The sequence below is a fragment of the Corynebacterium sp. AOP36-E1-14 genome, from assembly GCF_052377495.1.
Taxonomy (GTDB): domain Bacteria; phylum Actinomycetota; class Actinomycetes; order Mycobacteriales; family Mycobacteriaceae; genus Corynebacterium.
The window spans coordinates 25,522-46,093 of sequence record NZ_JBQSWV010000017.1 but is presented as its reverse complement, the minus strand read 5'-3'; the positions used below and the strand labels follow the sequence as shown (position 1 = coordinate 46,093).

Below are 20,572 nucleotides of genomic sequence, written 5' to 3'. Positions count from 1 at the left end.
ATCGTGGAGAATTATTGAGACGGCCATGAGCCTATCTGGCCCGGGCACCCCGTGCCAGGGTTCGGACGCTCAGGCCTGGCCGGCGAGGCGGCGCAGCGCCGCACGGGTCGCGGTGTCCTCCCCGGCGGTCCACACCACGATCTGCTGCTCCGGGTCGTCGGCCTTGACCAGGGTGTCCCAGTCGAGTTCGAGTTCGCCGACCTCCGGGTGCACCAGGGTCTTGGTGCCGGTGGTCAGGCTGGCCACGGTGCGGGCGGCCCACCAGGAGGCGAACTGGGCGTCGCCCACGGAGAGTTCGCCGACCAGGGCGGTCAGCCGGGCGTCGTCCGGGTACCTCGCCGCCTCCATGCGCAGCTGCGCCACCGCGGTGCGTGCCACGGTCTCCCAGTCCTTGTACAACGCCCGCATCCTGGGATCCGTGAACAGTAGTCGTACGTAGTTACGCCGGGCTGCGGGGACCTCGCCGAAGTCGAGCATCATCGCCGCGGCCAAGGGGTTCCACGCCAGGATGTCCATGCGTCGGCCCATGACGATCGCCGGGGTGGTGCTCAGGTCGTCGAGCACCCGGCGTAGCTGCGGCAGTACGGTCTGCCCCACCCGGCGCGGGGTGCGGACCAGGTCCTTGCCGGGGAGGCTGACCAGGTAGGAGCGCTGGTCCTCGTCGAGCTGCAGCACATCGGCCAGGACGGTGAGTACGGGTGCGGACACGCGGATGCGGCCCTGCTCGACGCGGGTGTAGTAGTCGGTGCTGATGTTGGACAGGGAGGCGACCTCCTCGCGGCGCAGCCCGGGCACCCGGCGCGGGCCCGGGGTCTGTGTGACACCGGCCTGCCGTGGAGTCAGTTCGCTGCGCCGGGTGCGCAGGAAGGTGCCGAGTTCGCTCATCCGGGTGTCGCCGCTCATCGCACCAGTATGTCAGCGGGGGAGGGATTTGTCCCAGGATGTTTTCCTCCGCTGCGGGGCCTGCTGCGGGGGAGAAGTATGGGGCGGTAGCCCAGAGAAGCGAAGGAGATGGCATATGCGTGCACTTGTCGCCGGACGTGGTCCGGTATGGGTCCTCGACGAGGTCGAGACCCCGACGCCCGCGGCCGGGGAGGTCCTGGTCCGAAACTACGCGTCCGCGACGAACAACGCGGACCTGCCGATGCTCGAGGCGGCGGACAGCGAGTTCACCGCCGGCTTCGAGTACGCCGGTGAGATCGTCGCCGTCGGGGAGGACGCCGGGACGTGGCAGGTCGGCGATGCGGTGATGGGTTCGGTGCCGGCGTCCTTCGCCGAGTACGTCGTCGCCGACCACCGGTTCGTCCTGCCGCGGTCCGAGGGGCTGGCCCCCGAGGTCGCCTGCGCCTTGCCGACGGGCCTGCTCACCGAGCACGGCGCGCTCACGGTGGCGCAGTTCCGGGCCGGACGCAGCGTCCTGGTCACCGGTGCCACCAGCGGTATCGGCATGATCGGCGTGCAGACGGCGAAGGCGCTCGGGGCGTCCTGCGTGATCGCGACGACGCGCTCGGCGGCCGCGCGGGAGCGGCTCACCGCGCTGGGCGCGGACGTGGTCGTCGTCACCGGTGAGGAGGACCTCGCCGAGGTGGTGCTCGCCGCGACCGACGGGCGCGGGGTGGACGTGGTGCTCGACCACGTCGCCGGGCAGACCTTCGCCGACTGCCTGCCCGCGACCGCGGTGGACGGGCACGTGGTGAACATCGGCCGGCTCGCCGGGGCGGCGTCCACCATCGACCTGGACTCGCTGTCCTACCGGCACCTCACGGTGCACGGCGTGTCCTTCGGTTTCACCCGCGACGCCGAGATGGCGCGCACCATCGCCGGGCTGCTGCCGGAGGTGGTCCCCGCCGTCGCGCGCGGGGAGATCCGTCCGGTGATCGACTCCACGCTCGCGGCGTCCGACGTGGATAGTCTCGTAACACGCCTGCGCAGCGGCGACGCCGACGGAAAAATCGTCCTGACCTTTTAGAGGAGCACAATTATGAGTGACTACACACCGACCTTCCCGATCGGGGAGCCCAACACGGCCTTCGCCGAGTACTTCGTGGGGCAGAGTTTCCTGACCATGCTCACCACCGAGGGCGTGACCATCGGCAACGTGACCTTCGAGCCGGGCTGCCGCAACAACTGGCACATCCACCACGCCTCGTCCGGCGGCGGGCAGATCCTGCTGTGCACCGACGGGAGCGGCTGGTACCAGGCCGAGGGCGAGGCCCCGGTGAGCATGACGCCCGGCACGGTGGTGAGCATCCCCGCCGGCCGGAAGCACTGGCACGGCGCGAAGGCGGACTCCTGGTTCACCCACCTCGCCGTCGAGGTGCCCGGCGAGGACACCTCCAACGAGTGGCTGGAACCGGTCACCGACGAGCACTACGAGAACCTGAGCTAGAAGGAGCCGACCGTGAGCTACACCGAGACACTGACCCTGAACAACGACGTCACCATCCCCGCGCTGGGGCTGGGCACCTGGTTCATCGACGACGACAAGGCCGCCCAGGCCGTGCGCGACGCCGTGGACGCCGGTTACCGCAACATCGACACCGCCCAGGCCTACGGCAATGAACGCGGCGTGGGGGAGGGCGTGCGCACCAGCGACGTGGCGCGCGGGGACCTGTTCGTCTCCACGAAACTCGCCGCGGAGGTCAAGGACTACGACGAGGCCGTCGCCGCGATCGACGGCTCGCTGGAGACCATGGGCCTGGACTACGTCGACCTGATGCTGATCCACTCCCCGCAGCCGTGGGACGACTTCCGCGGCGGCGACTACGCCGAGGGCAACCGTCAGGCGTGGCGTGCCCTGGAAGATGCGTACAAGGCCGGCAAGCTGCGGGCGATCGGGGTGTCGAACTTCCGGGAGGCCGACCTCGACAACATCCTCGGCGCCTGCACCGTGACCCCGCAGGTCAACCAGCTGCTGGTGCACGCCGGCAACACCCCGGCCGGGCTGCTGGACTACTGCGCGTCCAAGGACATCGTGGTCGAGGCGTACTCGCCGATCGCCCACGGGGAGATCCTGGACAACGACAACGTGGGCCGGATCGCCGCGCGCTACGGGGTGAGCGTGCCGCAGCTGTGCATCCGCTACACCCTGCAGCTGGGCACGGTCTCCCTGCCGAAGACGGCGAACCCGGAGCACATGCGCTCCAACGCCGAGCTCGACTTCGAGATCAGCGAGGCCGACATGGACACCCTGCGCGGCCTCGACGAGCGCGACTACGGCGAGTCCAGCGCCTTCCCCGTCTACGCCGGCAAGTAGCGCTTTCGCGCGAGCGGCAGGACGGCGACAGCGGCGGCGAGCACGGCGACGACGAGCATGAGCGTCCCGCCCCGGTAGGCGTCCACGACGCGTCCGAGGACGGTGTCCGCGCCGGCCGCCGCGGCGGTGAGCACCGCCACCCCGAGCGTGGAGCCGAGCTGGTGGGCGGCGTTGACCAGGCCGGACGCCGCCCCCGCGTCCTGCGGCAGTGCGCCGGCGACCCCCGCGGAGGTCAGCGGGCCGAAGGTGAGGCCCTGGCCCGCGCCGAGCAGCACCATCGGGCCGACGACGCCGGCCAGGTAGCTGGTCGAGGCGTCCAGTCCCGTCATCCACGCCATGCCTGCGGTGACCGTGAGCAGCCCGACGAGCAGCAGGGGAGCGCCGCCGAACCGGCTGGTCAGCCGGGGGACCGCCAGGGAGACGGCGAACTGCACCGCCGTCATCGGCAGGAACCCCAGCCCCGCCTGCAAGGGCGACCACCCGTAGACGCCCTGGAAGAGCTGCGTGGTGAAGAAGAAGTAGGCGATCATCGTGCCGGCGAACAACAGCCGCGCCACCGCCGCCCCGGAGCGCTGCCGGCTGGCGAACAGCCGCAGGGGCAGGACCGGCTGCGGTGCGACCCGCTCGGCGACGACGAAGAGCACGAGCACGACCAGCCCGCCGAGCAGCGGGCCGAGTGCGCGCGGCTGCGTCCACCCGTCTTCGCCGGCGTTGATGATGCCGTAGACCACCGCACCCATGCCCACCGTGGACGTCAGCGCGCCGGTGAGGTCGAAACGCGCCCGGACCGTCCGGAAGCAGGGCAGGTAGCGTGCGGCGAGCACGCTCATCACCACCGCGATGGGCACGTTGACCAGGAAACCAGCCCGCCAGGACACCGCGGAGGCCAACGCCCCGCCGACGACGAGACCCAGGCTCGCGCCCAGCCCGGCGGTGGTGCCGTAGGCCGCGGTGGCCCGCGTGCGCTGCGGGCCGGCGGGGAAGAGCGCGGTGATCAACGACAGGGAGGACGGTGCGACGACCGCCGCGCCGGCGCCCTGCACCGCCCGGGCGGCGATCAACCACGTGGCGTCCTGCGCCGCGCCGACCAGCAGGGAGGCGACGCCGAACACGGCCAGCCCGGCGATGAACACCCGCCGACGTCCCAGGACGTCGCCGAGGCGTGCGCCGAGCAGGATCAGCCCGCCGAAGACCAGTGTGTAGGCGTTCTGCGTCCACGCCGCCGCGGCGTCCGACAGGCCGAAGGACGCCTGGATCTGCGGCAGGCCGGTGAAGATGATCGAGTTGTCGAGCAGGATCATGAAGTAGCTCGCCAGCACCAGCACCATGATCATGGTGGTGTGGCGGGGCGGGGAGGTTGTGCCGGTGGTACTGGTTGTCATGGCATCCATTGCACCGCGCGCGGACACCCGCGGGAAGTGACGACTGATCCGTGTATTCGCCGTACACCCCACGGGCGCGCAGCGACGGTTAGCGTGAAGGGCATGGATCAGCGAAACGAGGTCGGCGACTTCCTGCGCAGCAGGCGTGACAAGGTGACCCCCGAGCAGGTCGGGATCATCGGCGGTGGACGCCGCCGCGTGCCCGGGCTGCGCCGCGAGGAGGTCGCCATGCTCGGCGGCATCAGCGTGGACTACTACGCGAAGATGGAACGCGGGGACCTGCGCGGGGTGTCCCCGGAGATCCTCGACAGCGTGGCGCGCGCCCTCCGCCTCGACGACGCCGAGAACGACCACCTCCACGACCTCGCCCGCGCCGCCGACCCCTACCCGGCGCGGCGGCAGGGCAAGCGGGGCCGGCAGGTACGCACGGTGACCCCGGGTCTGCAACGTTTCGTCGACGCCGTCACCGGCGCCCCGGTCTGGGTGCGCGACCGGCGCATGGACCTGGTCACCGCCAACGCCCTGGGCCGGGCGCTGTACGCGCCGGTACTACAGGACGCCGACGGGCGCGGCAACACCGCACGGTTCATGTTCCTCAGCCCGGCGGCGCGCACCTTCTTCCCCGAGTGGGACGCCGGGGCGGACGCCATCGTCGCCACGATGCACACCTACGCCGGCCAGAACCCCCACGACAAGGGACTGACCGACCTGATCGGTGAACTGGTGACCCGCAGCGACGCCTTCCGGCAGCGCTGGGCCGCCCACGACGTGCGCCACCACCGCGCCGGGGTGAAACGCATCAACCACCCCGACGTCGGCGACCTGGAACTGACCTACGAGGCGATGGACCTGCCCGCCAACCCGGACTGGTTCATGTTCGGCTACACCGCCGAACCCGGCAGCCCCACCGAGGAACGTCTGAAGCTGCTGGGAAGCCTCGCCGCCACCGTGGACGTTCCCGGAACACCTCCGCTTCGCAGCGGCGAGCGGCGCTGAGCCGCACGCCGCTATCCTCGGTCGGCATGGCACTGCAACGCATGGACCACGTGACCGTCGTCGTCGGGGACCTCGACGGTGCGGTCGACTTCTTCGTGGAACTGGGGATGCACGTCGACGGCAGTACACAGGTCCAGGGCCGCTGGGTCGACCGGATCTGCGGGATCGAGGGGGTCGTCGCCGACATCACGATGCTGCACACCCCCGACGGGCACGGACGCATCGAGCTGACCAGGTACCTGGCCCCGGAACTGGCCCCGGAATCCGACGCCGCGCCGGGTGCGCCCGAGCCGGTGCAGCGCCCGGGGCTGCGGCAACTCATGTTCGCCGTCGACGACCTGGACGACACCGTCCGGCGGCTTCGCGCTCGTGGGGCGACGTTGATGGGGGAGATCGTGCGCTACGGGGACGCCTATTCGCTGTGTTACCTCCGTGGGCCGGAGGGCGTCATCGTGGCGTTGGCGGAGGAGCTGGGCGGAGAATTCGACGCTGTCGAGGCTGCAGGGTAGCGGGCGGGGAGCGTAACCTGGGGCCTGTAACGGATCCCGACATTTCCGACAGGTACATGGAGGTCACGATGAGCGACGAGAAGAAGCGCGACGACGAGGACCTGGCCAAGAAGAAGATCGCGGACGACGAGTCCGAGCGTCCCGGTTCCGGCAAGGAGAGCCACGAGGCCGCCGAGAACAGGGTCGACCAGTGGGAGGAGGAGTCCTTCCCCGGAAGTGACCCGCCCGCACACTACTGACGCGGCCGCGGGCAGTGACAGCCCGTAGCCGGAAAGAGTCCCGGTCACCGTCCCCATGGGGATGGTGACCGGGACTCTTTCTCTGCCGAGGGTGACTCAGGCGTCGGTCTGATCAGTCTGGTCGGTCTGATCTGCCTGGGTGCCAGTGTCGGTATCGGTGTCGTCGGGACGTCCGCCGCCCATGCCACCACCCATACCGCCGCCCATACCGGTACTGGGCTCGGGGGCCTCCTCGCTGACGGACTCCAGGGTCGAGCGGATCGACTCGGAGAGCGTCTCGGCACCGGTGTCGCCGGCGGCGACCGCCCGCTCCGTGAGCTCGTCGAGGGTGTCGAGCGCGTACCCGCTGGCGATCAGCTGGTCGTACAGGTCGGAGTAGGCGCTGTCGTACATCGCACGGAACTCCTCGTTGTCGAGGAAACGCTCCTTGAGGATGCTGCTGCCACTTCCGCCGCCGGGACCACCGCCGCCTTCGCCGTCCTCGTCACCGCCGCCGGGGCCGCCCATGCCGCCTTCGGGCATCTCGCCCATGTCGCCCATGTCGCCCATCTCGGTGCCGTCGGGCATCTGCGGCATCTCACCGTCCTGCGGCATGCCCTGCATGCCGCCCTCGGGCATCTCGCCCATCTCGCCCATTGCAGCACCGTCGGGCATCTGCGGCATCTCGCCGGACGCAGCGGCGTCATCTGCGGTGCCGTCGGCGGCATCGCCCGTCGCGTCGTCCTGCGTGGTGTCGTCCTGGGTGGTGTCGGCACCCATGCCGCCACCTATGCCGCCGCCACCGCCCATGCCGCCGGACAGCGACATGTTCAGGTCCCAGGACAGGATCGTGAACTGCTCCTCGTCGGCGTCGTACCAGAGGTAGTAGTTGTTGCCCGGGCCGTCCATCGCGTCGTTGTTCGACAGGATCTCCTGCATCGCCAGGTACTCCGCGTAGGACTCCGCGTCGATGTAGTCGTCGAGCTGCTCGGCGAACTCCTCGTCGGTGGACTCGTTGAGGAACTTCAACAGGTTCATCACCGGCTGCAGGTCGTACCCGCCCTCGCTGTTGATCTGCTTGAAGGAGTCCTCGTACTCCGTCGGGTCCTCGCCCAGGTAGTCCAGGGAACCGTCGGCACGCGCCTTGTAGAGTACACCGTTGCCCAACTCGTCCGCCCACGGGGCGTCCGGGGTGTCGAGCACGATGCGCGCCACCGAGTCGCCGCCGTTGACCGACACCGAGGTGAAGCTGTAGTCCTGCGTCGTCTGGCCGGCCTCGGCGGTCATCTCCAGGGCGAGCGCCTCGTTCAACGCCACGTCTGAACCGCTGGTGGCAGGACGCAACGCGATCTCGGTCATGCCCTCGTAGGCGCGACCCTCCTCGTACTCGTCGAAGCTGATCAGCCACGGGAGGTCCTCGGGGGAGTCCTCGGAGAGCTGGATCATGCCTCCACCTCCGCCGCCCATGCCGCCCTGCTCGGCGTCGTCTGCCTCGGTGTCAGCGGTGGTGTCGTCGGCAGTGTCATCGGCGGTGTCATCGGCAGCGGCGCCGTCCTCGTTCTCGCCGGGACCGCCGCCCATCTCGCCGCCCATGCCGCCGCCCATGCCGCCGCTGAGCGACGACAGCGTGGAGTTGCCCTTGAGCCGTAGCCCGACGTTCTCGATCAGCGTCCCGTCGATGGTGATGTCGGCACGGATGTACTCCTTCTCACCCTCGTTCTGGAACGTGGAGATCATCTCGTCGTACTCGGTCTGGTTGAAGGTGATGTCGATGGTGTGGTCGCCGCCGTCGTCGAAGAGGTCGGTGTCGCCCTCGATGTTCTGCGTGATTACCGTCTCGGACACCAGGTCCGAGGTGATGTACGGGCGCACCATGCTGGCACCGAAGACCAGGGCCACGACCACGCACACCGCGATGGCGGTGACGAGCAGTTTCCAGTGGTGGCGCAGCCGCACCGGCACCCGGTGCCGTAGCGGCGTGCGCTTGGCGTTGGTGGAGTCCGTCATGTCACATGTCCGTCTGGTCGTACCCGGTCAGGACGGTGGCCTTCTGGCCGGCGTTGACGACCCGGAGCTCGTTGATGAGGTCCGCGGCCTTGACGTCCTTCTTCAGCTTCGCGGTGTAGCTGTACTCCACCAGCGACCCGCCGCGCACGCTCTCGGTGCTGATCAGCTCGTACTCGGTGGTGTTGCGGATCAGGATGTCGTCGATGACCGGGCTGTAGTCGTCACCGTCGGCGGGGACCTGCAGCTTCACGACCTGACGCTGGACGTCCAGGGCGAACCAGTTGAACCGGTGCATCACCAGGATCACCGCGCAGATCACGACGGTGGCCAGGATCGCGAGCGTGTAGAAGCGGGTACCGCAGGCCATGCCGATGCCCATCACCAGGAAGATGAAGCCCACGTCACGGGTCTCCTTGATGGCGTTACGGAAGCGGACCACGGACAGGGCACCCACCAGGGCGAACGCCCGGGCCACGTTGGAGCCGACGACGAGCATGATCAGGGAGATCAGCATGCCCAGGATGATCAGGGTCTGCACGTAGCCCTGGCTGTAGCTGATGTTCTTGTGGGTGTTGCGGTAGACCCAGGCGACCACGAGGCTGCAGACGAAGGCCAGGGTCAGGGAGAGCAGGACGTCAGCGACGCTGAACGTTCCGGAGAGGTCGGTGAGACCGAAATCGAGGTTCATGGGGAAGTCTTTCTGCTGGTGACGAAAAGTTGGTTGGGGGAAGGGGGATCAGTGCACGTGACTGTGGCGGGGCACGTACTCCGCCGGTGCATTCTGCTCGGACGGACCCGAGGTGTCGGACGCCTCGGCCGCCTCGGCGCCCAGCGCCGCGGGGTCGACGTGGTCGTCGTCCGGGGCGTGGAACAACGAGCGCGGCGCCATGCCGTGGGCCTCGACGCTCTGGCAGTACTTCGAGATCCGCTGGACCTGCAGGTCGTGGCGGGCGGCCATGTCGGTCACCCAGTAGGGTGCGCGTTCGTTGACCTTGACCTCCATCACCGCCAGGTCCGGGCGGATGATGTAGCGGCTGTCGGTCTCGGCACACAGGTCGAAGTCGCGGTCGCGGCCACGTACCCGGTGGTCCAGGGTGACCCGCAGGCCGAGGTCGGCGTCCGTTCCCACGTACGGTTCCCGGCGGTAGCCGGTCATCGCCATGGGACGCAGGTCCAGGCGGATGACCAGGTCCAGGACCTCGTCGATGAAGCTCTGGTCGGCGCCGGGGTACTCCACGCGCTGGCGGCGGTCGCACAGGTCCAGGGCCAGGTTGTAGGGCAGCATCACCCGGCGTTTCTGGGTGACACGGTTGACCCGCTGCTTGATCTCCACGGAGACCATCGAGTCGGCGGTGAGCGGTTCGTCGGCCCCGCCGGTCTCGCCGTAGCGGCGGATCCGCAGCTTGCGGCGGAACTTCAGGCCCTCGATCTTCTCGTAGTAGAAGCGCAGGTTGTCGGTGTCGTAGTAGACGCTCCACACCCCGTAGCCGCGTTCGCCGGCGTGCGGGTCGCGTTCCATCCGGTCGGTGAGCTCCTGCCGGATCGCCGGGATCTGCTCGGCGGGCACGAGGTACTTCAGCTCGTAGCGGTTGAAGGAGTGCAGTTTGCCCGGGGCGCGCAGTTCGTGGCTGAGTTTGTTCGGCTTCGTCATGGTTGTTCCTTTCCTCAGGTGTCGTGCTCAGGTGTCACTGAGCGGGAGTTCGGTGACGAGGGTGAAGATGTCGTTGTCCTTTCTGAGCGTGACGGTGCCGCCGGCGGCGGTGACCCGCTCGCGGAGCCCGGTCAGGCCCAACTGGCCGCTGGGCGCGTTCGGCTGGTTCGGGTCGGCCCGCGACGTCGGGTTGGTGACGGTGACCAGCACCGAGTCGTCCAGCACGGAGACGCTCGCGTTGGCGGCGCGTCCGGAACCGTGCTTGTGGGCGTTGGTCAGGCCCTCCTGCACCACCCGGTAGGTCACCTGGCCGACGGTGGTGCCGACGCGGTCCGGGTCGCCGTCGGCGCGCAGGGTGACCTTCATGCCGGTGGCGGTCATGGAGTCGACCAGGGCGTCGAGGTCGCGCAGGCCGGGCTGCGGGTGCCGCGTCGCGGCGTCCTCCCGCAGGTAGTTCAGCAGGACGCCGATGTCGCCGAGCACCTCCCGGGAGGCCGCGCGGATGGTGCCGAGGGATTCGCGGGCCTTGTCGGGGCGGGTGTCCAGGGAGCTGGACGCCACGCCGGCGTTGAGGCTGATCACGGAGATCTGGTGGGCGACGGTGTCGTGCAGGTCCTGGGCGATGCGCAGGCGTTCCTCCGCCACGCGGCGGCGGGCCTCGGCCTCACGGGTCTGTTCGGCGCGTTCGGCGCGTTCGGTGGCCGCCCGGGTGAACTCGCGGCGCGAACGTGCGCTGTCGCCGAGTGCGCCGGCGATGGCGATGCCCGCGGCGATCTGGAAGACCTGCGGGTCCAGCGCCATCTGCTCGGTGGTGAACAGGCTGATCACGGCGACGAGGACGGCACCGACACCGCACAGGGTGAAGGACACCGGACGTCGGGTCTGGTTGGCGACACTGTAGGCGGCGATGATCGCGGCGATGCCCGGGCCGAGGGTCTGGATGTCGGCGAGCAGGGTGCTGAGGTAGATGCACAGTGCGGCGAGGAACACCGACACCGGCACGCTGCGGCGCAGCGGGATCTGCAGTGCGGCGATGAGGGAGAGGATCACGGGGGCGAGCGTGGGGAGCAGCTCGGGGAAGGCCGCCCCACCGGGGCCCGCCATCGGCGGACGCGGGCTGGGGAACGCGGAGGGGATCATGACGAGGATCATGAGTGCCACGTCCCCGGCCCACCGCGGGATGCGGTGCTCCGGATGAGGTCGACTGGTCATGTGACCATTCTTTCCCCGGCGGGGCCGGGGCGAATCCCGCAGACGTGGGATTCTGGCGTACCACGTTCGTGGTACGACGGCAGATACCCGCTAGATCTCGATGTCGAAGTCGTCGGCGTCGCCGAAGGTGCGTCCTTGCTCCTGGTAGGACGCCGCGGCGCGCAGGCGCGCGAGGTCGGCCTGCGTGCCGGACTTGCCGCGTCGCCAGTAGCCGAAGACCTGGACCTGGGCCTTCGACATTTCCAGGACCTTGAGGCAGTGGTGGCGCACGCCGCGGATGTCCTCACGCTCGCCGGCGGCCCAGAAGACCGTCGTGTCGTCCGAGGGGAGCTCGCCGACGAGGTCGGCCAGGGGAGTGCCCGCGGTGCCGTCGGCGAGGTGGACGTCCGCGCCGGGGAAGTCGGCGGCGTAGGCCGTCGGGTCGCCGTCCGGCACGGCCAGGGTCACGGTGTCCACGGCCACCGCGCGGGCGATCGCGCTGGCGGCGGGGTACGCCGAACCGTCCGCCAGCAGGTGGATGCGCTGCTCGGGGGAGGTGCGCGTCGGCGCGGGGTGCGGACGCGGCCCGCGAAGGGCACGAGGTCGCCGGGGGTCAGCCCGCGCAGCCAGCACATCATCGGCGAGTCCTCGCCGTGCACCACCACGTCCACGTCCAGGGTCGCGGTGTCGCGGTCGAAGGCGGCGACGGTGTACACCCGCCGGCACGTGTCGGGCTGGCCGGTCATCTCGCCGATCGCGTCACCGGGGTCCGGGATCGCCAGACGCACCGCCAGGTTGGTGGGCTCCCAGGCGGCGTGGTCGGTGATGCCGGCGACGTGGCCGGTGACCCGCACCAGCCACGGGTGGCGCGGGGTCACCGAGGTGACCTCCATGGCCAGTTCGCTCAGGCCCCGGGTGTGCTCCTCGCTGCTGAGGACCGAGGTCACGACCTCTTCGTCGGTGCTGGTTGTGGTGCTGGTTGTGGTGCTGTTGTTCATGCGGCTCCTTTCCGGGGGTGTCACAGGTTGCTGAAGTAGGTGTCGAGTTCGTCGAGCAGCCACGGGATGGCCAGCGCCGTCGGCGCGCCGAGGGCGGTGGCGGCGGCGGACTGCAGCTCGGCGGCCGTGCCGGCCTCCACGGACGGCAGTGACGACCAGCCGGAGAGCCCGTCGGGCAGGTCGTCCGGCGTCGTGCCGCGCACCCACACGGCCAGCAGGTCCATGTCGAGCAGGCTGATGTTCTCGGCCGACACCTCGATGCCGCGGGCGTTCGCCTCGCCCTCGATCTCGTCGGCGGTGAGGTCCATGCCCAGGTCGGTGAAGAACTTGTTGGCCGCGTCGTCCTCCGAGGACAGCACGCTGAACGAGCCGTCGGTGTAGGCGGCGTAGGCGAAGCTCGCCCCGTCGACCGCCGGGTACTCCTCGGTGACCTGTGCCATGCGCTCGTCGACGTCGGCGACGACCTCCTCGGCGCGGTCCTGTTCGTCGAGGACGCGTCCGGCGGCGGTGGTGACCTCACGCCAGTCGTCGACCTTGCCGGTGCCGACGGTGGCCACCGTGGGCGCGATCTCCGACAGGGCGTCGTAGGTCGCCTGTTCGGGCACGTAGCCGGCGAGGATCACGTCCGGGTCCGTCGCGGCGATCTCCTCCAGGCCGAAGGACTCGATGGCGTTGCCGCCGCCCCCGGTGTTTGTGATCGTCTCGGCTGCGGCCCCGGAGGCTTCGGTGTTCCACGGCACGGTGTCGTCGGTGAAGACGGAACTGATGACCTGCGTGGACACCGGGTGGCCCAGTGCGGCGAAGGAGTCCGACCACGCCTGGCTGAAGCTGATGGCGCGCTCCGGGTTCACCGGCACCTCGGTGCTGCCGTAGGCGTGCTCCACGGTCTCGGTGCTGTTGCTGTTCTCGGCGCTTGCCTCGGTGCTGGTGCTGCTCTCGTCGTCCGAGGACGACGAGCACGCCGCCAACCCGACCACGCACGCGCACGCCACGAGCACCGACATACCCCGTGTTCCTGCTGTTCCCACTTCTTGTCCTCCTTGTAGCTAAGCCTGACCTTGTTTACGGGGGACGAGTGTACGGTCGGACGCATGGCCCGGATTGACCGTATGACGCAACCTGTTGAACTCAGGTTCCCCGTGTTCTTCTGGACGCTCACCGGCTCCGCGCACGTGGTCGTCGGCAGGGGGACGAGCGCCAGCCTGCGGCTCGGCGAGGGGCGCGGCGTGTGGGTCAACGCAGGTCAGCGCCTGCGCGTCGACCGTGGACCGGACGCCGTGGTGCTCGGCATGCGCTGCCGTGGCGACGACGCCCTGCCCTTCACCGTGGACGGCGGGGCGACCACCGGGGCGGTGGACGCCGCCTGGCACGACCGGCTCGTCGACCCGTTCGCCTCGAGCCTGGGCTACCTGCAGGAGGAGCAGCGTGGCCCCGCCCCGGCGGCGATGCCCACCTCCACCGGCGCGCGCGAGGCAGCTCGCATCCTGCTCGACGACCTGAGCACGCCCGTCGACGTCGCCGACCTGGCCTCCGCCGTGCACCTGTCGGCGGCCACGCTGCACCGCCGCTTCCGGGAGGAGACCGCGTTGAGCGTGGGGCAGTGGCGGGCGCGGGCCCGGGTCGCCGCCGCCGAGGCGTACCTGCGCGAACCCGGGGCCACCCTGGCGAGCGCCGCGCACCGGGTGGGCCTGTCCTCCGCCTCGGCCCTGTCGCGGCTGATGCGCACGACATCCGTCCCGGTCCGGGCCCCGGTGCAGGCCGGTGCGGCACGCTCGACGTGGCCGCGCACCAACCGGATGCACGTGCTGGTCTGGGTGTACCGCGGCAGTGCACGGGTCTCCGCCGGTGAGCGCACCGTGGACCTCGGCGAGGGGGAGCTGACCTGGCTACCGGCCGGGATCCCGAACGTCGTGCGCATGGACGCCGGCAGCCTCGTGCTGCCGGTCGGCGCACGCGTCGGCAGGACGCCGCGGGCCGGTGGGCCGGTCCGCGTCCACCCGCAGGACGCCGCCGCGTTGCTCGCGGCGTCCGCACGCGAGTACGACCCGATCGAACCCACCACCACGGCGCTGGTGGACGGGCTGTTCTACGGTTACCTCGCCCACGGTTCCGAGGACGACCGGCAGGGCTCGCGGCTGATGACGCGGCTGCTCGAAGAGTTCCACCGCCAGCCGTCGTCGGACCGGTCGGTGGGGCAGTGGGCGGAGCACCTGGGCTGCACCCGGGACGAGCTGGACGAGGCGCTGGACGGGGGGTTCCGCCGGTGGCGGACCTCGGCGAGGATGGGCATCGCCCGCCAACTGCTCTTCGCCGGGGTGGACGTGCGCAGCATCGCGAAGCACCTCGGCTACTCCGGCACCAGTTCCTTCAGCCACGTCTTCGCCCGCGAGCACGGCGTGCCGCCGAGCGGCTACCGGGGCTACGTATGATCGCCGCCGGTTCCATTAGAGTTGTCGTATGGAACACACTGCGAAGCACGACATCAAGCCCCGTTCCCGTGACGTGACCGACGGCCTGGAGAAGACCGCCGCGCGAGGCATGCTCCGCGCGGTGGGTATGGGAGACGACGACTGGGACAAGCCGCAGATCGGCGTCGCCAGCTCCTGGAACGAGATCACCCCCTGCAACCTCACCCTCAAGAAGCTCGCCGGCTTCGCCAAGGAAGGCGTGCACGCCGCCGGCGGCTACCCCCTGGAGTTCGGCACGATCTCCGTGTCCGACGGCATCTCCATGGGGCACGAGGGCATGCACTACTCGCTGGTGTCACGCGAGGTCATCACCGACTCCGTGGAGACGGTCATGTCCGCCGAACGCCTCGACGGCTCCATCGTGATGGCCGGCTGCGACAAGTCCATCCCCGGCATGCTCATGGCGGCGGCCCGCCTGGACCTGTCCTCGGTGTTCCTCTACAACGGCTCGACGATGCCGGGGCAGGCACGCCTGAGCGACGGTACGGAGAAGGAGGTCACCCTCATCGACGCCTTCGAGGCCGTCGGCGCCTGCCGCGCTGGCAAGATGTCCGAGGAAGACGTGGGAATCATCGAACGCGCCGTGTGCCCCGGCGAGGGCGCCTGCGGCGGCATGTACACCGCCAACACCATGGCCTCGGCCGCCGAGGCCATGGGCATGAGCCTGCCGGGCTCCGCCGCCCCGCCGGCGATCCACCGCAACCGCACCGAGTACGCCCGGCAGTCCGGCAAGGCCGTGGTCGGGCTGCTGGAGAAGGGGATCACCACCCGCGACATCATCACCCGCGAGTCACTGCTCAACGCCGTGGCCGTGGTCATGGCACTCGGCGGCTCGACCAACGCCGTGCTGCACCTGATGGCCATCGCCCACGAGGCGGAGGTCGACCTGAAGCTGCAGGACTTCAATGACGTCGGCGACCGCGTGCCGCACTTCGGCGACCTCAAGCCGTTCGGACGCTACGTGATGAACGACGTCTTCAAGGTCGGCGGCATCCCCGTGGTCATGCGCGCCCTGCTGGACGCCGGACTCATCGACGGCAGCTGCCTGACGGTCACAGGCCGCACGGTGGCGGAGAACCTCGCCGAGATCAACCCGCCGGACCCCGACGGCAAGATCCTGCGCAGCCTGGACGAGCCGCTGCACGCCACCGGCGGGCTGAGCATCCTGCGCGGCTCCCTGGCCCCGGAGGGTGCGGTGGTCAAGACCGCCGGCTTCGACGCCGAGGTCTTCGAGGGCACCGCCCGGGTGTTCAACCAGGAGAAGCCGGCGATGGACGCCGTGCTCAACGGCGAGCTGAAGAAGGGCGACGTGGTGGTCATCCGCTACGAGGGGCCCAAGGGCGGCCCCGGCATGCGCGAGATGCTGGCGATCACCGGCGCGATCAAGGGTGCCGGCATCGGCAAGGACGTGCTGCTGATCACCGACGGGCGCTTCTCCGGCGGCTCGACGGGCCTGGTCATCGGGCACGTCGCCCCGGAGGCCGTGGACGGTGGGCCGATCGCCTTCGTCGAGGACGGTGACCCGATCCGGGTGGACATCCCCTCGCGCAGCATCGACCTGCTCGTCGACGAGGAGACCCTGGCCCAGCGTGCCGAGGGGTGGACCCCGCCGCCGAACCCGCGGCTGCACGGGGTGCTGGGCAAGTTCGCCAAGCTGGTGCAGTCCGCCTCGCTGGGAGCGGTGACGAACGTGTGAGACCGGGTTCGATAGTGTACTTACCATGTCGAACGAAATGTCCCGCGTGGCGCGCGCCGTCATCTCCACCGTCGACGGGACACCCCCGGCGCCGCGTCAGCGCCGCCGGGCGCCCTACGACGTCGCCAAGAGTATGCTGCTGGGGCTGTTCTGGGCACAGAACATCCGGGTGCGCATCGAGGGGGCGGCCAATATCCCGCTGACCGGCGGGGTGGTCCTGACACCCAACCACCGGGCCTACTACGAGATGCTCCCGGTACACGGTCCGATGGTGGTGCGCGGGGACCGCAAGCCGCACGCCCTGCTGAAGAAGGAGGCCTTCGCCAACCGGTGGATCACGAAGCTCTTGGTCGAACTCGGCGGCATCCAGGTGGACCGCACGCCCGGCAAGGGCGGGCAGTCGCTGACGGAGGCGGCGGACGCCCTGGCCCGGGGTGAGGTCGTGGCGGTCTTCCCGCAGGGAACCATCCGTCACGAGGAGGAGATCGGCGAGCTGAAGACCGGCGCGGTACGGATGGCCGCGCAGTCCGGTGCCGTGATCGTGCCGGTGGGCTGCTCGGGAACACAGAAACTCTGGACCAGGGGGCAGCGGCCCCGGCTCGGCGGACGCCGGGTGACGGTGCACGTGGTCGTCGGTGAACCCTTCACCGCCAGCGGGGACGTGGGGGAGGACAACCGGGAGCTGCAGGAGCGGATGCAGCAGGTCAAGGACAGAGCAGACAGGGCGGACCAGGCGGACAGGAGCTATTCCGGCAGGTAGTCGTTCGTGGTGGCCGCCGCACCCTCCACCAGTGTGTCCAGCAGGCCGTTGTCGCGCAACCAGTCGGCGTAGTCCGCCCAGGTCTGCGGGTCCTGCACACCGAAGGTGGTGTCGCCGTCACTGTTGCCCTCGCGCAGGATGTCCACGGTGGCGTCGACCATCTTGGCCAGCAGGTCCGGGTCGTATGCCCCCTGGGTCACCGGGGTCATGGCGTCGACCGCCAGGTCGGGGTCCTGCAGGGCGGCGTCGTGTCCGGCGGCGGTGCCGGCGAGGAACCGCCGGACGCGGTCGGCGTAGTCGGCGTCCTGCGCCAGGCGCGTGGGGTTGGCGATGATCACCAGCTCCGCGGAGGAGGGGATGCCCATCTCCGTGGCGCTGAGCGTGGTGATGTCGGTGCGTTCGGCCAGTTCCACACCCTCGATGTTGGGGTAGGCGCCGAAGATGGCGTCGACCTGGTCGCTGAGCAGCGCCTGGTTCAGGTTCTGCTGCACGTTCGGGGTGGTGATCGTGGAGCCGTCGAAGCCGGCCTTCTCGGCGATGAAGTCCAGCGAGGCGGTCTGCGAGGGCGAGCCGGAGGTCGCCACCGTCTTGCCCTCCAGGTCCGCCGGGGTGGTGATGCCGGAGGACTTCTTGGTGATCAGCGAGTTCAACGGGGTGGGGATCAGGGCGCCGACGTTGATCACGTCCAGGCCCTCGGCGCGGGCGAGGATGGTCGAGGTCTCGTAGCTGACGGCCAGGTCGGAGCGTCCCAGAGAGACGTCCTTCGCCGCGTCGGCGGTGTTGCCGGGCAGCAGGAACTCCACGTCCAGGTCCCGGTCCTCGTAGGCGCCGGTGTGCTCGGCGGTGTAGAGGGCCAGGTGGTCGGGGTTGGGGTTCCAGTCCAGCAGCACACGGGTCTGGTCTGCGGAGTCGGAGGCGTCCCCGCCGGATGAGCAGGCGGCGAGCGAGAGCACCGTGGCGGCGGTGACGATCACGGCGGCGGGACGGGAGAGCAGCTTGGAGGGGGTCATCGTGAGCCTTTCGGTGCCCAGGGGCAGCAGAGTCGTTCCAGCAGGGTGGCGGTGAGCAGGAGGAGGGCGGACATGAGGGTGAGGACCACGACCAGGGCGAACACGTAGTCGGTCTGCAGCCGGGGGATGGCCTGCATCAGCAGGTAGCCGATGCCGTCGGAGGAGCCGGTGTACTCGGAGAACACCGCGGCGACCGGAGCGTAGGTCACCGCGACGCGCAGCCCGGCGAAGCCGGCGGGCAGGGCGGAGGGGAAGCGCAGCCGCCAGAACACCGAGACGCGGGTGCCGTGCATGCTGCGCATCGTGTCCACCAGCCGGTCGTCCACCCCGCGGATGCCGGCGAGCAGGTTCATGGCGACGGGGAAGAAGCACACCAGCGCCACCACGATCACCTTCGGCAGCATGCCGTAGCCCAGGGCGATGGTGAGGATCGGGCCGAGAACGATCGTGGGGATCGCCTGCGAGGCGATGAGCAGCGGGGTGAACGCCCGGCCGATGACCGGCAGGTACCCGGCGGCGACGGTGACCAGCAGGGCCACGGCCACCCCGGCACCGATACCGAGCAGGGTCTCCGACACCGTCAGCCACGTCGCGGAGGCCAGCCGGTCGGCCCAGTTGACCTGCAGGGCGGTGAACACCGCCCCCGGTGACGGCAGGACGTAGTCCTCCACCCGGTCACCGGCGGTGGCCCAGAGCCACGCCAGTGCCACGAGGACGACGGTGACCACCGGCGGCAGCACGGTGGTGGTGAATCTGCGGACCATCACGCACCCCCGGCGAGTTCGCGCAGCAGCGCCGAGCGGGCGGCGGCGAACCCCGGGTCGGCCAGGACGTCCTCCCGGGCGCGTCCGCGCCGGCGGTCGAACCAGCCCTCGCGGCTGCGTCCGGCAGGCTCCACGCCCCCGTCGGCCACGAGCACCACGCGGTGGGAGAGCAGCAGGGCCTCGTCCACGTCGTGGGTGACCATGACCATGGTGGTGTCGGTGGTGCTGAGCACCCCGTGCAGCCAGTCCTGGATCTCGGCGCGGGTGATCGCGTCCAGGGCCCCGAGCGGCTCATCGGCCAGCAGCACCGGCTTGTCCGCCAGCAGCGCGCGGGCCAGGGCGGCACGCTGGCGCATCCCGCCGCTGAGCTGGTCGGGACGGTGCCGGGCATGGTGCTCCAGCCCGCACCACGCCAGGGTCTCGGTGGCGCGTTCCCGGGCGGCACGGCGTCCCACGCCCCGGTTGCGCAGCGGGACGGCGACGTTGTCGCGCACGCTGAACCACGGCAGCAGGCTGTCGCCCTGCGGCATCAGCGCACAGTGGGCCAGCCGGGCGTCCGCACCGGAGCCGTCGCGCACGCGCACCGTGCCGCGGGCGGGTTCGAGCAGGCCGGCGACGAGATGCAGCAGGGTGGACTTCCCGCAGCCGGAGCGGCCGATGACGGCGACATGCTCCCCGGCAGGGACGGTGAGGTGCACGTCCGTGAGGACGGCGGGTGAATTCGGGTAGGCGACGTCGACATGGTCGAGCGCCACCGCCGGGACTTCCGGCATGGGACATTCCTCCGCTCATGTGATTGAGTTCAGGTTCAGCGGGTGTGATCTCAGCCCCTGCGTGCAGGGACACCCCGTGTCTGTTGATCTGTGTTCAGTTGGTGACAACATCATAGGCTATCGGTACAACGACCCCGGTGTCCGCCCGAACGACGAACGGAACGCGGTGATGAACGCACTGGGGGAGGAGTAGCCGCACGCGGCGGCGACCTGCGTCACCGGGGCCCCGTCGGCCAGCAGGAGAGTGGCGCGGTGCAGCCGCACCTGATGACGCCACGTGGTGAACCCCATCCCGCACTCCGCCCGGAACAACCGCGACAGGGTGCGTTCGCTCGCCCCCACCCGGCGTCCCAGCGCCGCCAGAGGGAGGGTGGCCGACAGGTCCTCCTCGACGACGCGCTGCACGTCGCGCAGGCGTGGGTCGTGCACCGTGGGCAGCATCGTCGGCGGGGCGTCCGTGGCGACCAGCTGGTCGGTGAGCACGCCGAGGAGGCGGTGCTGCGCGGCGGTGACCGGTGCACCGGCGTCGGCGCAGGCCACGGCGAGCTCCCGGAACAGCGGGGTCGCCGGGACCAGGAAGGGCAGAGGGGGTGTGCCGGGGAACTCCGGCACCCCGACCAGGTGCACCGTGGCGCTGCCGTGCACCGTCCAGCTGTGGACCGTGCCGGACGGGACGAACACGGCCCGCACCGACGGTGTGAACCACGTGCCCTCCGGGACGAGGACCTCCAGCACCCCGGAACTGGCGTACACGATCTGGTGGGTGTCGTGGGAGTGCGGGGTCACGTCGGAGCCCGGGCCGAGGCGACGGGTCTCGGTGGGCGCGGTGGCGACGTGGCGGATTCCTGACATTGGTCGTCAGTCTAGTGAAAGCGCGCCGGGTACGGGGTCTG

General features: G+C 70.1%; 22 protein-coding genes and 1 riboswitch. Of the genes, 9 read left to right on the top strand and 13 right to left on the bottom strand.

The window, feature by feature from the left end:
- Window positions 1-69 precede the first annotated feature (69 nt).
- Window positions 70-903, bottom strand: a complete 834-nt coding sequence (locus ACT3TD_RS09305; protein WP_441579780.1) for a helix-turn-helix domain-containing protein — start codon at window positions 901-903, stop codon at window positions 70-72.
- A 115-nt stretch (window positions 904-1,018) separates the two neighbouring features.
- On the opposite strand from ACT3TD_RS09305, the gene ACT3TD_RS09300 reads away from it, so the two are divergent.
- Genes ACT3TD_RS09300 through ACT3TD_RS09290 form a run of 3 tightly spaced genes read left to right on the top strand, consistent with a single transcriptional unit; the run spans window position 1,019 to window position 3,256 of the window.
- Window positions 1,019-1,969: a quinone oxidoreductase family protein gene (locus ACT3TD_RS09300; RefSeq protein WP_444637983.1), complete on the top strand. Its 951-nt coding sequence runs from the start codon at window positions 1,019-1,021 to the stop codon at window positions 1,967-1,969.
- Window positions 1,970-1,981: 12 nt separating this feature from the next.
- Window positions 1,982-2,389, top strand: coding sequence for a cupin domain-containing protein (locus ACT3TD_RS09295; protein WP_441579782.1), 408 nt, complete (start codon window positions 1,982-1,984; stop codon window positions 2,387-2,389).
- A 12-nt stretch (window positions 2,390-2,401) separates the two neighbouring features.
- Window positions 2,402-3,256 carry an aldo/keto reductase gene (locus tag ACT3TD_RS09290; protein ID WP_444615054.1) on the top strand — a complete coding sequence of 285 codons (855 nt, stop codon included), beginning with the start codon at window positions 2,402-2,404 and terminating at the stop codon, window positions 3,254-3,256.
- Here the strand turns inward: ACT3TD_RS09290 and ACT3TD_RS09285 are convergent.
- Window positions 3,241-4,638 (bottom strand): MFS transporter, encoded by a 1,398-nt coding sequence (locus tag ACT3TD_RS09285; RefSeq protein ID WP_444615053.1) that lies wholly within the window; start codon window positions 4,636-4,638, stop codon window positions 3,241-3,243. The two genes, ACT3TD_RS09290 and ACT3TD_RS09285, sit on opposite strands and share 16 nt — an antisense overlap.
- Before the next feature lie 102 nt (window positions 4,639-4,740).
- On the opposite strand from ACT3TD_RS09285, the gene ACT3TD_RS09280 reads away from it, so the two are divergent.
- The 3 genes from ACT3TD_RS09280 (at window position 4,741) to ACT3TD_RS09270 (ending at window position 6,382) form a co-directional block, all read left to right on the top strand.
- Window positions 4,741-5,634 (top strand): helix-turn-helix domain-containing protein, encoded by an 894-nt coding sequence (locus ACT3TD_RS09280; protein ID WP_441579785.1) that lies wholly within the window; start codon window positions 4,741-4,743, stop codon window positions 5,632-5,634.
- A 26-nt stretch (window positions 5,635-5,660) separates the two neighbouring features.
- Window positions 5,661-6,143, top strand: coding sequence for a VOC family protein (locus ACT3TD_RS09275; protein WP_444615052.1), 483 nt, complete (start codon window positions 5,661-5,663; stop codon window positions 6,141-6,143).
- Between the two features lie 68 nt (window positions 6,144-6,211).
- Window positions 6,212-6,382 (top strand): hypothetical protein, encoded by a 171-nt coding sequence (locus tag ACT3TD_RS09270; protein WP_444615051.1) that lies wholly within the window; start codon window positions 6,212-6,214, stop codon window positions 6,380-6,382.
- A 96-nt stretch (window positions 6,383-6,478) separates the two neighbouring features.
- Here ACT3TD_RS09270 and ACT3TD_RS09265 read toward each other — a convergent pair whose 3' ends face one another.
- The 7 genes from ACT3TD_RS09265 to ACT3TD_RS09235 form a co-directional block, all read right to left on the bottom strand.
- Entirely contained in the window at window positions 6,479-8,368 is a 1,890-nt protein-coding gene (locus ACT3TD_RS09265) for a CotH kinase family protein (RefSeq protein WP_444615048.1), read from the bottom strand.
- 1 nt (window position 8,369) lies between these two features.
- Window positions 8,370-9,056, bottom strand: coding sequence for a DUF4956 domain-containing protein (locus ACT3TD_RS09260; RefSeq protein WP_301441894.1), 687 nt, complete (start codon window positions 9,054-9,056; stop codon window positions 8,370-8,372).
- A gap of 48 nt (window positions 9,057-9,104) precedes the next feature.
- Entirely contained in the window at window positions 9,105-10,019 is a 915-nt protein-coding gene (locus ACT3TD_RS09255; RefSeq protein ID WP_444615047.1) for a polyphosphate polymerase domain-containing protein, read from the bottom strand.
- Between the two features lie 27 nt (window positions 10,020-10,046).
- On the bottom strand, window positions 10,047-11,231 hold the full coding sequence (locus ACT3TD_RS09250) for a sensor histidine kinase (RefSeq protein ID WP_441579387.1): 1,185 nt from the start codon (window positions 11,229-11,231) through the stop codon (window positions 10,047-10,049).
- A 90-nt stretch (window positions 11,232-11,321) separates the two neighbouring features.
- Window positions 11,322-11,693, bottom strand: coding sequence for an SIP domain-containing protein (locus ACT3TD_RS09245; protein ID WP_444615046.1), 372 nt, complete (start codon window positions 11,691-11,693; stop codon window positions 11,322-11,324).
- Window positions 11,675-12,208, bottom strand: a complete 534-nt coding sequence (locus ACT3TD_RS09240) for a siderophore-interacting protein (RefSeq protein ID WP_444615045.1) — start codon at window positions 12,206-12,208, stop codon at window positions 11,675-11,677. Before ACT3TD_RS09240 ends, ACT3TD_RS09245 begins: the two co-directional genes overlap by 19 nt.
- A gap of 20 nt (window positions 12,209-12,228) precedes the next feature.
- On the bottom strand, window positions 12,229-13,236 hold the full coding sequence (locus ACT3TD_RS09235) for an ABC transporter substrate-binding protein (protein ID WP_444615044.1): 1,008 nt from the start codon (window positions 13,234-13,236) through the stop codon (window positions 12,229-12,231).
- An 81-nt stretch (window positions 13,237-13,317) separates the two neighbouring features.
- Here ACT3TD_RS09235 and ACT3TD_RS09230 point away from each other — a divergent pair, with 81 nt between their 5' ends.
- From ACT3TD_RS09230 to ACT3TD_RS09220, 3 genes are read left to right on the top strand one after another with little or no spacing between them, the layout of a single operon-like run.
- Entirely contained in the window at window positions 13,318-14,637 is a 1,320-nt protein-coding gene (locus ACT3TD_RS09230; protein ID WP_444615043.1) for a helix-turn-helix domain-containing protein, read from the top strand.
- A gap of 28 nt (window positions 14,638-14,665) precedes the next feature.
- A complete protein-coding gene (ilvD, locus tag ACT3TD_RS09225; RefSeq protein WP_441579390.1) occupies window positions 14,666-16,372 on the top strand; it encodes a dihydroxy-acid dehydratase in 1,707 nt (568 codons plus the stop codon).
- Between the two features lie 25 nt (window positions 16,373-16,397).
- Window positions 16,398-17,132 (top strand): lysophospholipid acyltransferase family protein, encoded by a 735-nt coding sequence (locus tag ACT3TD_RS09220; protein WP_441579391.1) that lies wholly within the window; start codon window positions 16,398-16,400, stop codon window positions 17,130-17,132.
- Here the strand turns inward: ACT3TD_RS09220 and ACT3TD_RS09215 are convergent.
- The 4 genes from ACT3TD_RS09215 to ACT3TD_RS09200 all read right to left on the bottom strand — a co-directional run bounded on the left by ACT3TD_RS09215 (window position 17,117) and on the right by ACT3TD_RS09200 (window position 20,531).
- The gene (locus tag ACT3TD_RS09215; protein ID WP_441579392.1) at window positions 17,117-18,142 is read right to left on the bottom strand and encodes an ABC transporter substrate-binding protein; all 1,026 of its coding nucleotides are present in this window, start codon (window positions 18,140-18,142) and stop codon (window positions 17,117-17,119) included. The genes ACT3TD_RS09220 and ACT3TD_RS09215 overlap by 16 nt on opposite strands.
- The gene (locus tag ACT3TD_RS09210; protein WP_301441886.1) at window positions 18,139-18,906 is read right to left on the bottom strand and encodes an ABC transporter permease; all 768 of its coding nucleotides are present in this window, start codon (window positions 18,904-18,906) and stop codon (window positions 18,139-18,141) included. Before ACT3TD_RS09210 ends, ACT3TD_RS09215 begins: the two co-directional genes overlap by 4 nt.
- Window positions 18,906-19,679, bottom strand: a complete 774-nt coding sequence (locus ACT3TD_RS09205; RefSeq protein ID WP_444615042.1) for an ABC transporter ATP-binding protein — start codon at window positions 19,677-19,679, stop codon at window positions 18,906-18,908. The genes ACT3TD_RS09210 and ACT3TD_RS09205 overlap by 1 nt, the downstream gene beginning before the upstream one ends.
- Window positions 19,669-19,766: riboswitch (TPP riboswitch) on the bottom strand. It overlaps the preceding gene by 11 nt.
- Window positions 19,767-19,796: 30 nt before the next feature.
- Complete coding sequence (locus tag ACT3TD_RS09200) at window positions 19,797-20,531, bottom strand: AraC family transcriptional regulator (protein WP_301441884.1); 735 nt, start codon at window positions 20,529-20,531, stop codon at window positions 19,797-19,799.
- Window positions 20,532-20,572: the final 41 nt, after the last annotated feature.

Excerpts from the sequence above, each read along its gene's own strand:
- ACT3TD_RS09305 (WP_441579780.1), bottom strand. The coding sequence starts at position 903 with ATGAGCGGCGACACCCGGATGAGCGAACTCGGCACCTTCCTGCGCACC.
- ACT3TD_RS09300 (WP_444637983.1), top strand. The coding sequence starts at position 1,019 with ATGCGTGCACTTGTCGCCGGACGTGGTCCGGTATGGGTCCTCGACGAG.
- ACT3TD_RS09295 (WP_441579782.1), top strand. The coding sequence starts at position 1,982 with ATGAGTGACTACACACCGACCTTCCCGATCGGGGAGCCCAACACGGCC.
- ACT3TD_RS09285 (WP_444615053.1), bottom strand. The coding sequence starts at position 4,638 with ATGACAACCAGTACCACCGGCACAACCTCCCCGCCCCGCCACACCACC.
- ACT3TD_RS09280 (WP_441579785.1), top strand. The coding sequence starts at position 4,741 with ATGGATCAGCGAAACGAGGTCGGCGACTTCCTGCGCAGCAGGCGTGAC.
- ACT3TD_RS09275 (WP_444615052.1), top strand. The coding sequence starts at position 5,661 with ATGGCACTGCAACGCATGGACCACGTGACCGTCGTCGTCGGGGACCTC.
- ACT3TD_RS09270 (WP_444615051.1), top strand. The coding sequence starts at position 6,212 with ATGAGCGACGAGAAGAAGCGCGACGACGAGGACCTGGCCAAGAAGAAG.
- ACT3TD_RS09265 (WP_444615048.1), bottom strand. The coding sequence starts at position 8,368 with ATGACGGACTCCACCAACGCCAAGCGCACGCCGCTACGGCACCGGGTG.
- ACT3TD_RS09260 (WP_301441894.1), bottom strand. The coding sequence starts at position 9,056 with ATGAACCTCGATTTCGGTCTCACCGACCTCTCCGGAACGTTCAGCGTC.
- ACT3TD_RS09255 (WP_444615047.1), bottom strand. The coding sequence starts at position 10,019 with ATGACGAAGCCGAACAAACTCAGCCACGAACTGCGCGCCCCGGGCAAA.
- ACT3TD_RS09250 (WP_441579387.1), bottom strand. The coding sequence starts at position 11,231 with ATGACCAGTCGACCTCATCCGGAGCACCGCATCCCGCGGTGGGCCGGG.
- ACT3TD_RS09240 (WP_444615045.1), bottom strand. The coding sequence starts at position 12,208 with ATGAACAACAGCACCACAACCAGCACCACAACCAGCACCGACGAAGAG.
- ACT3TD_RS09230 (WP_444615043.1), top strand. The coding sequence starts at position 13,318 with ATGACGCAACCTGTTGAACTCAGGTTCCCCGTGTTCTTCTGGACGCTC.
- ilvD (WP_441579390.1), top strand. The coding sequence starts at position 14,666 with ATGGAACACACTGCGAAGCACGACATCAAGCCCCGTTCCCGTGACGTG.
- ACT3TD_RS09220 (WP_441579391.1), top strand. The coding sequence starts at position 16,398 with ATGTCGAACGAAATGTCCCGCGTGGCGCGCGCCGTCATCTCCACCGTC.
- ACT3TD_RS09215 (WP_441579392.1), bottom strand. The coding sequence starts at position 18,142 with ATGACCCCCTCCAAGCTGCTCTCCCGTCCCGCCGCCGTGATCGTCACC.
- ACT3TD_RS09210 (WP_301441886.1), bottom strand. The coding sequence starts at position 18,906 with ATGGTCCGCAGATTCACCACCACCGTGCTGCCGCCGGTGGTCACCGTC.
- ACT3TD_RS09205 (WP_444615042.1), bottom strand. The coding sequence starts at position 19,679 with ATGCCGGAAGTCCCGGCGGTGGCGCTCGACCATGTCGACGTCGCCTAC.
- ACT3TD_RS09200 (WP_301441884.1), bottom strand. The coding sequence starts at position 20,531 with ATGTCAGGAATCCGCCACGTCGCCACCGCGCCCACCGAGACCCGTCGC.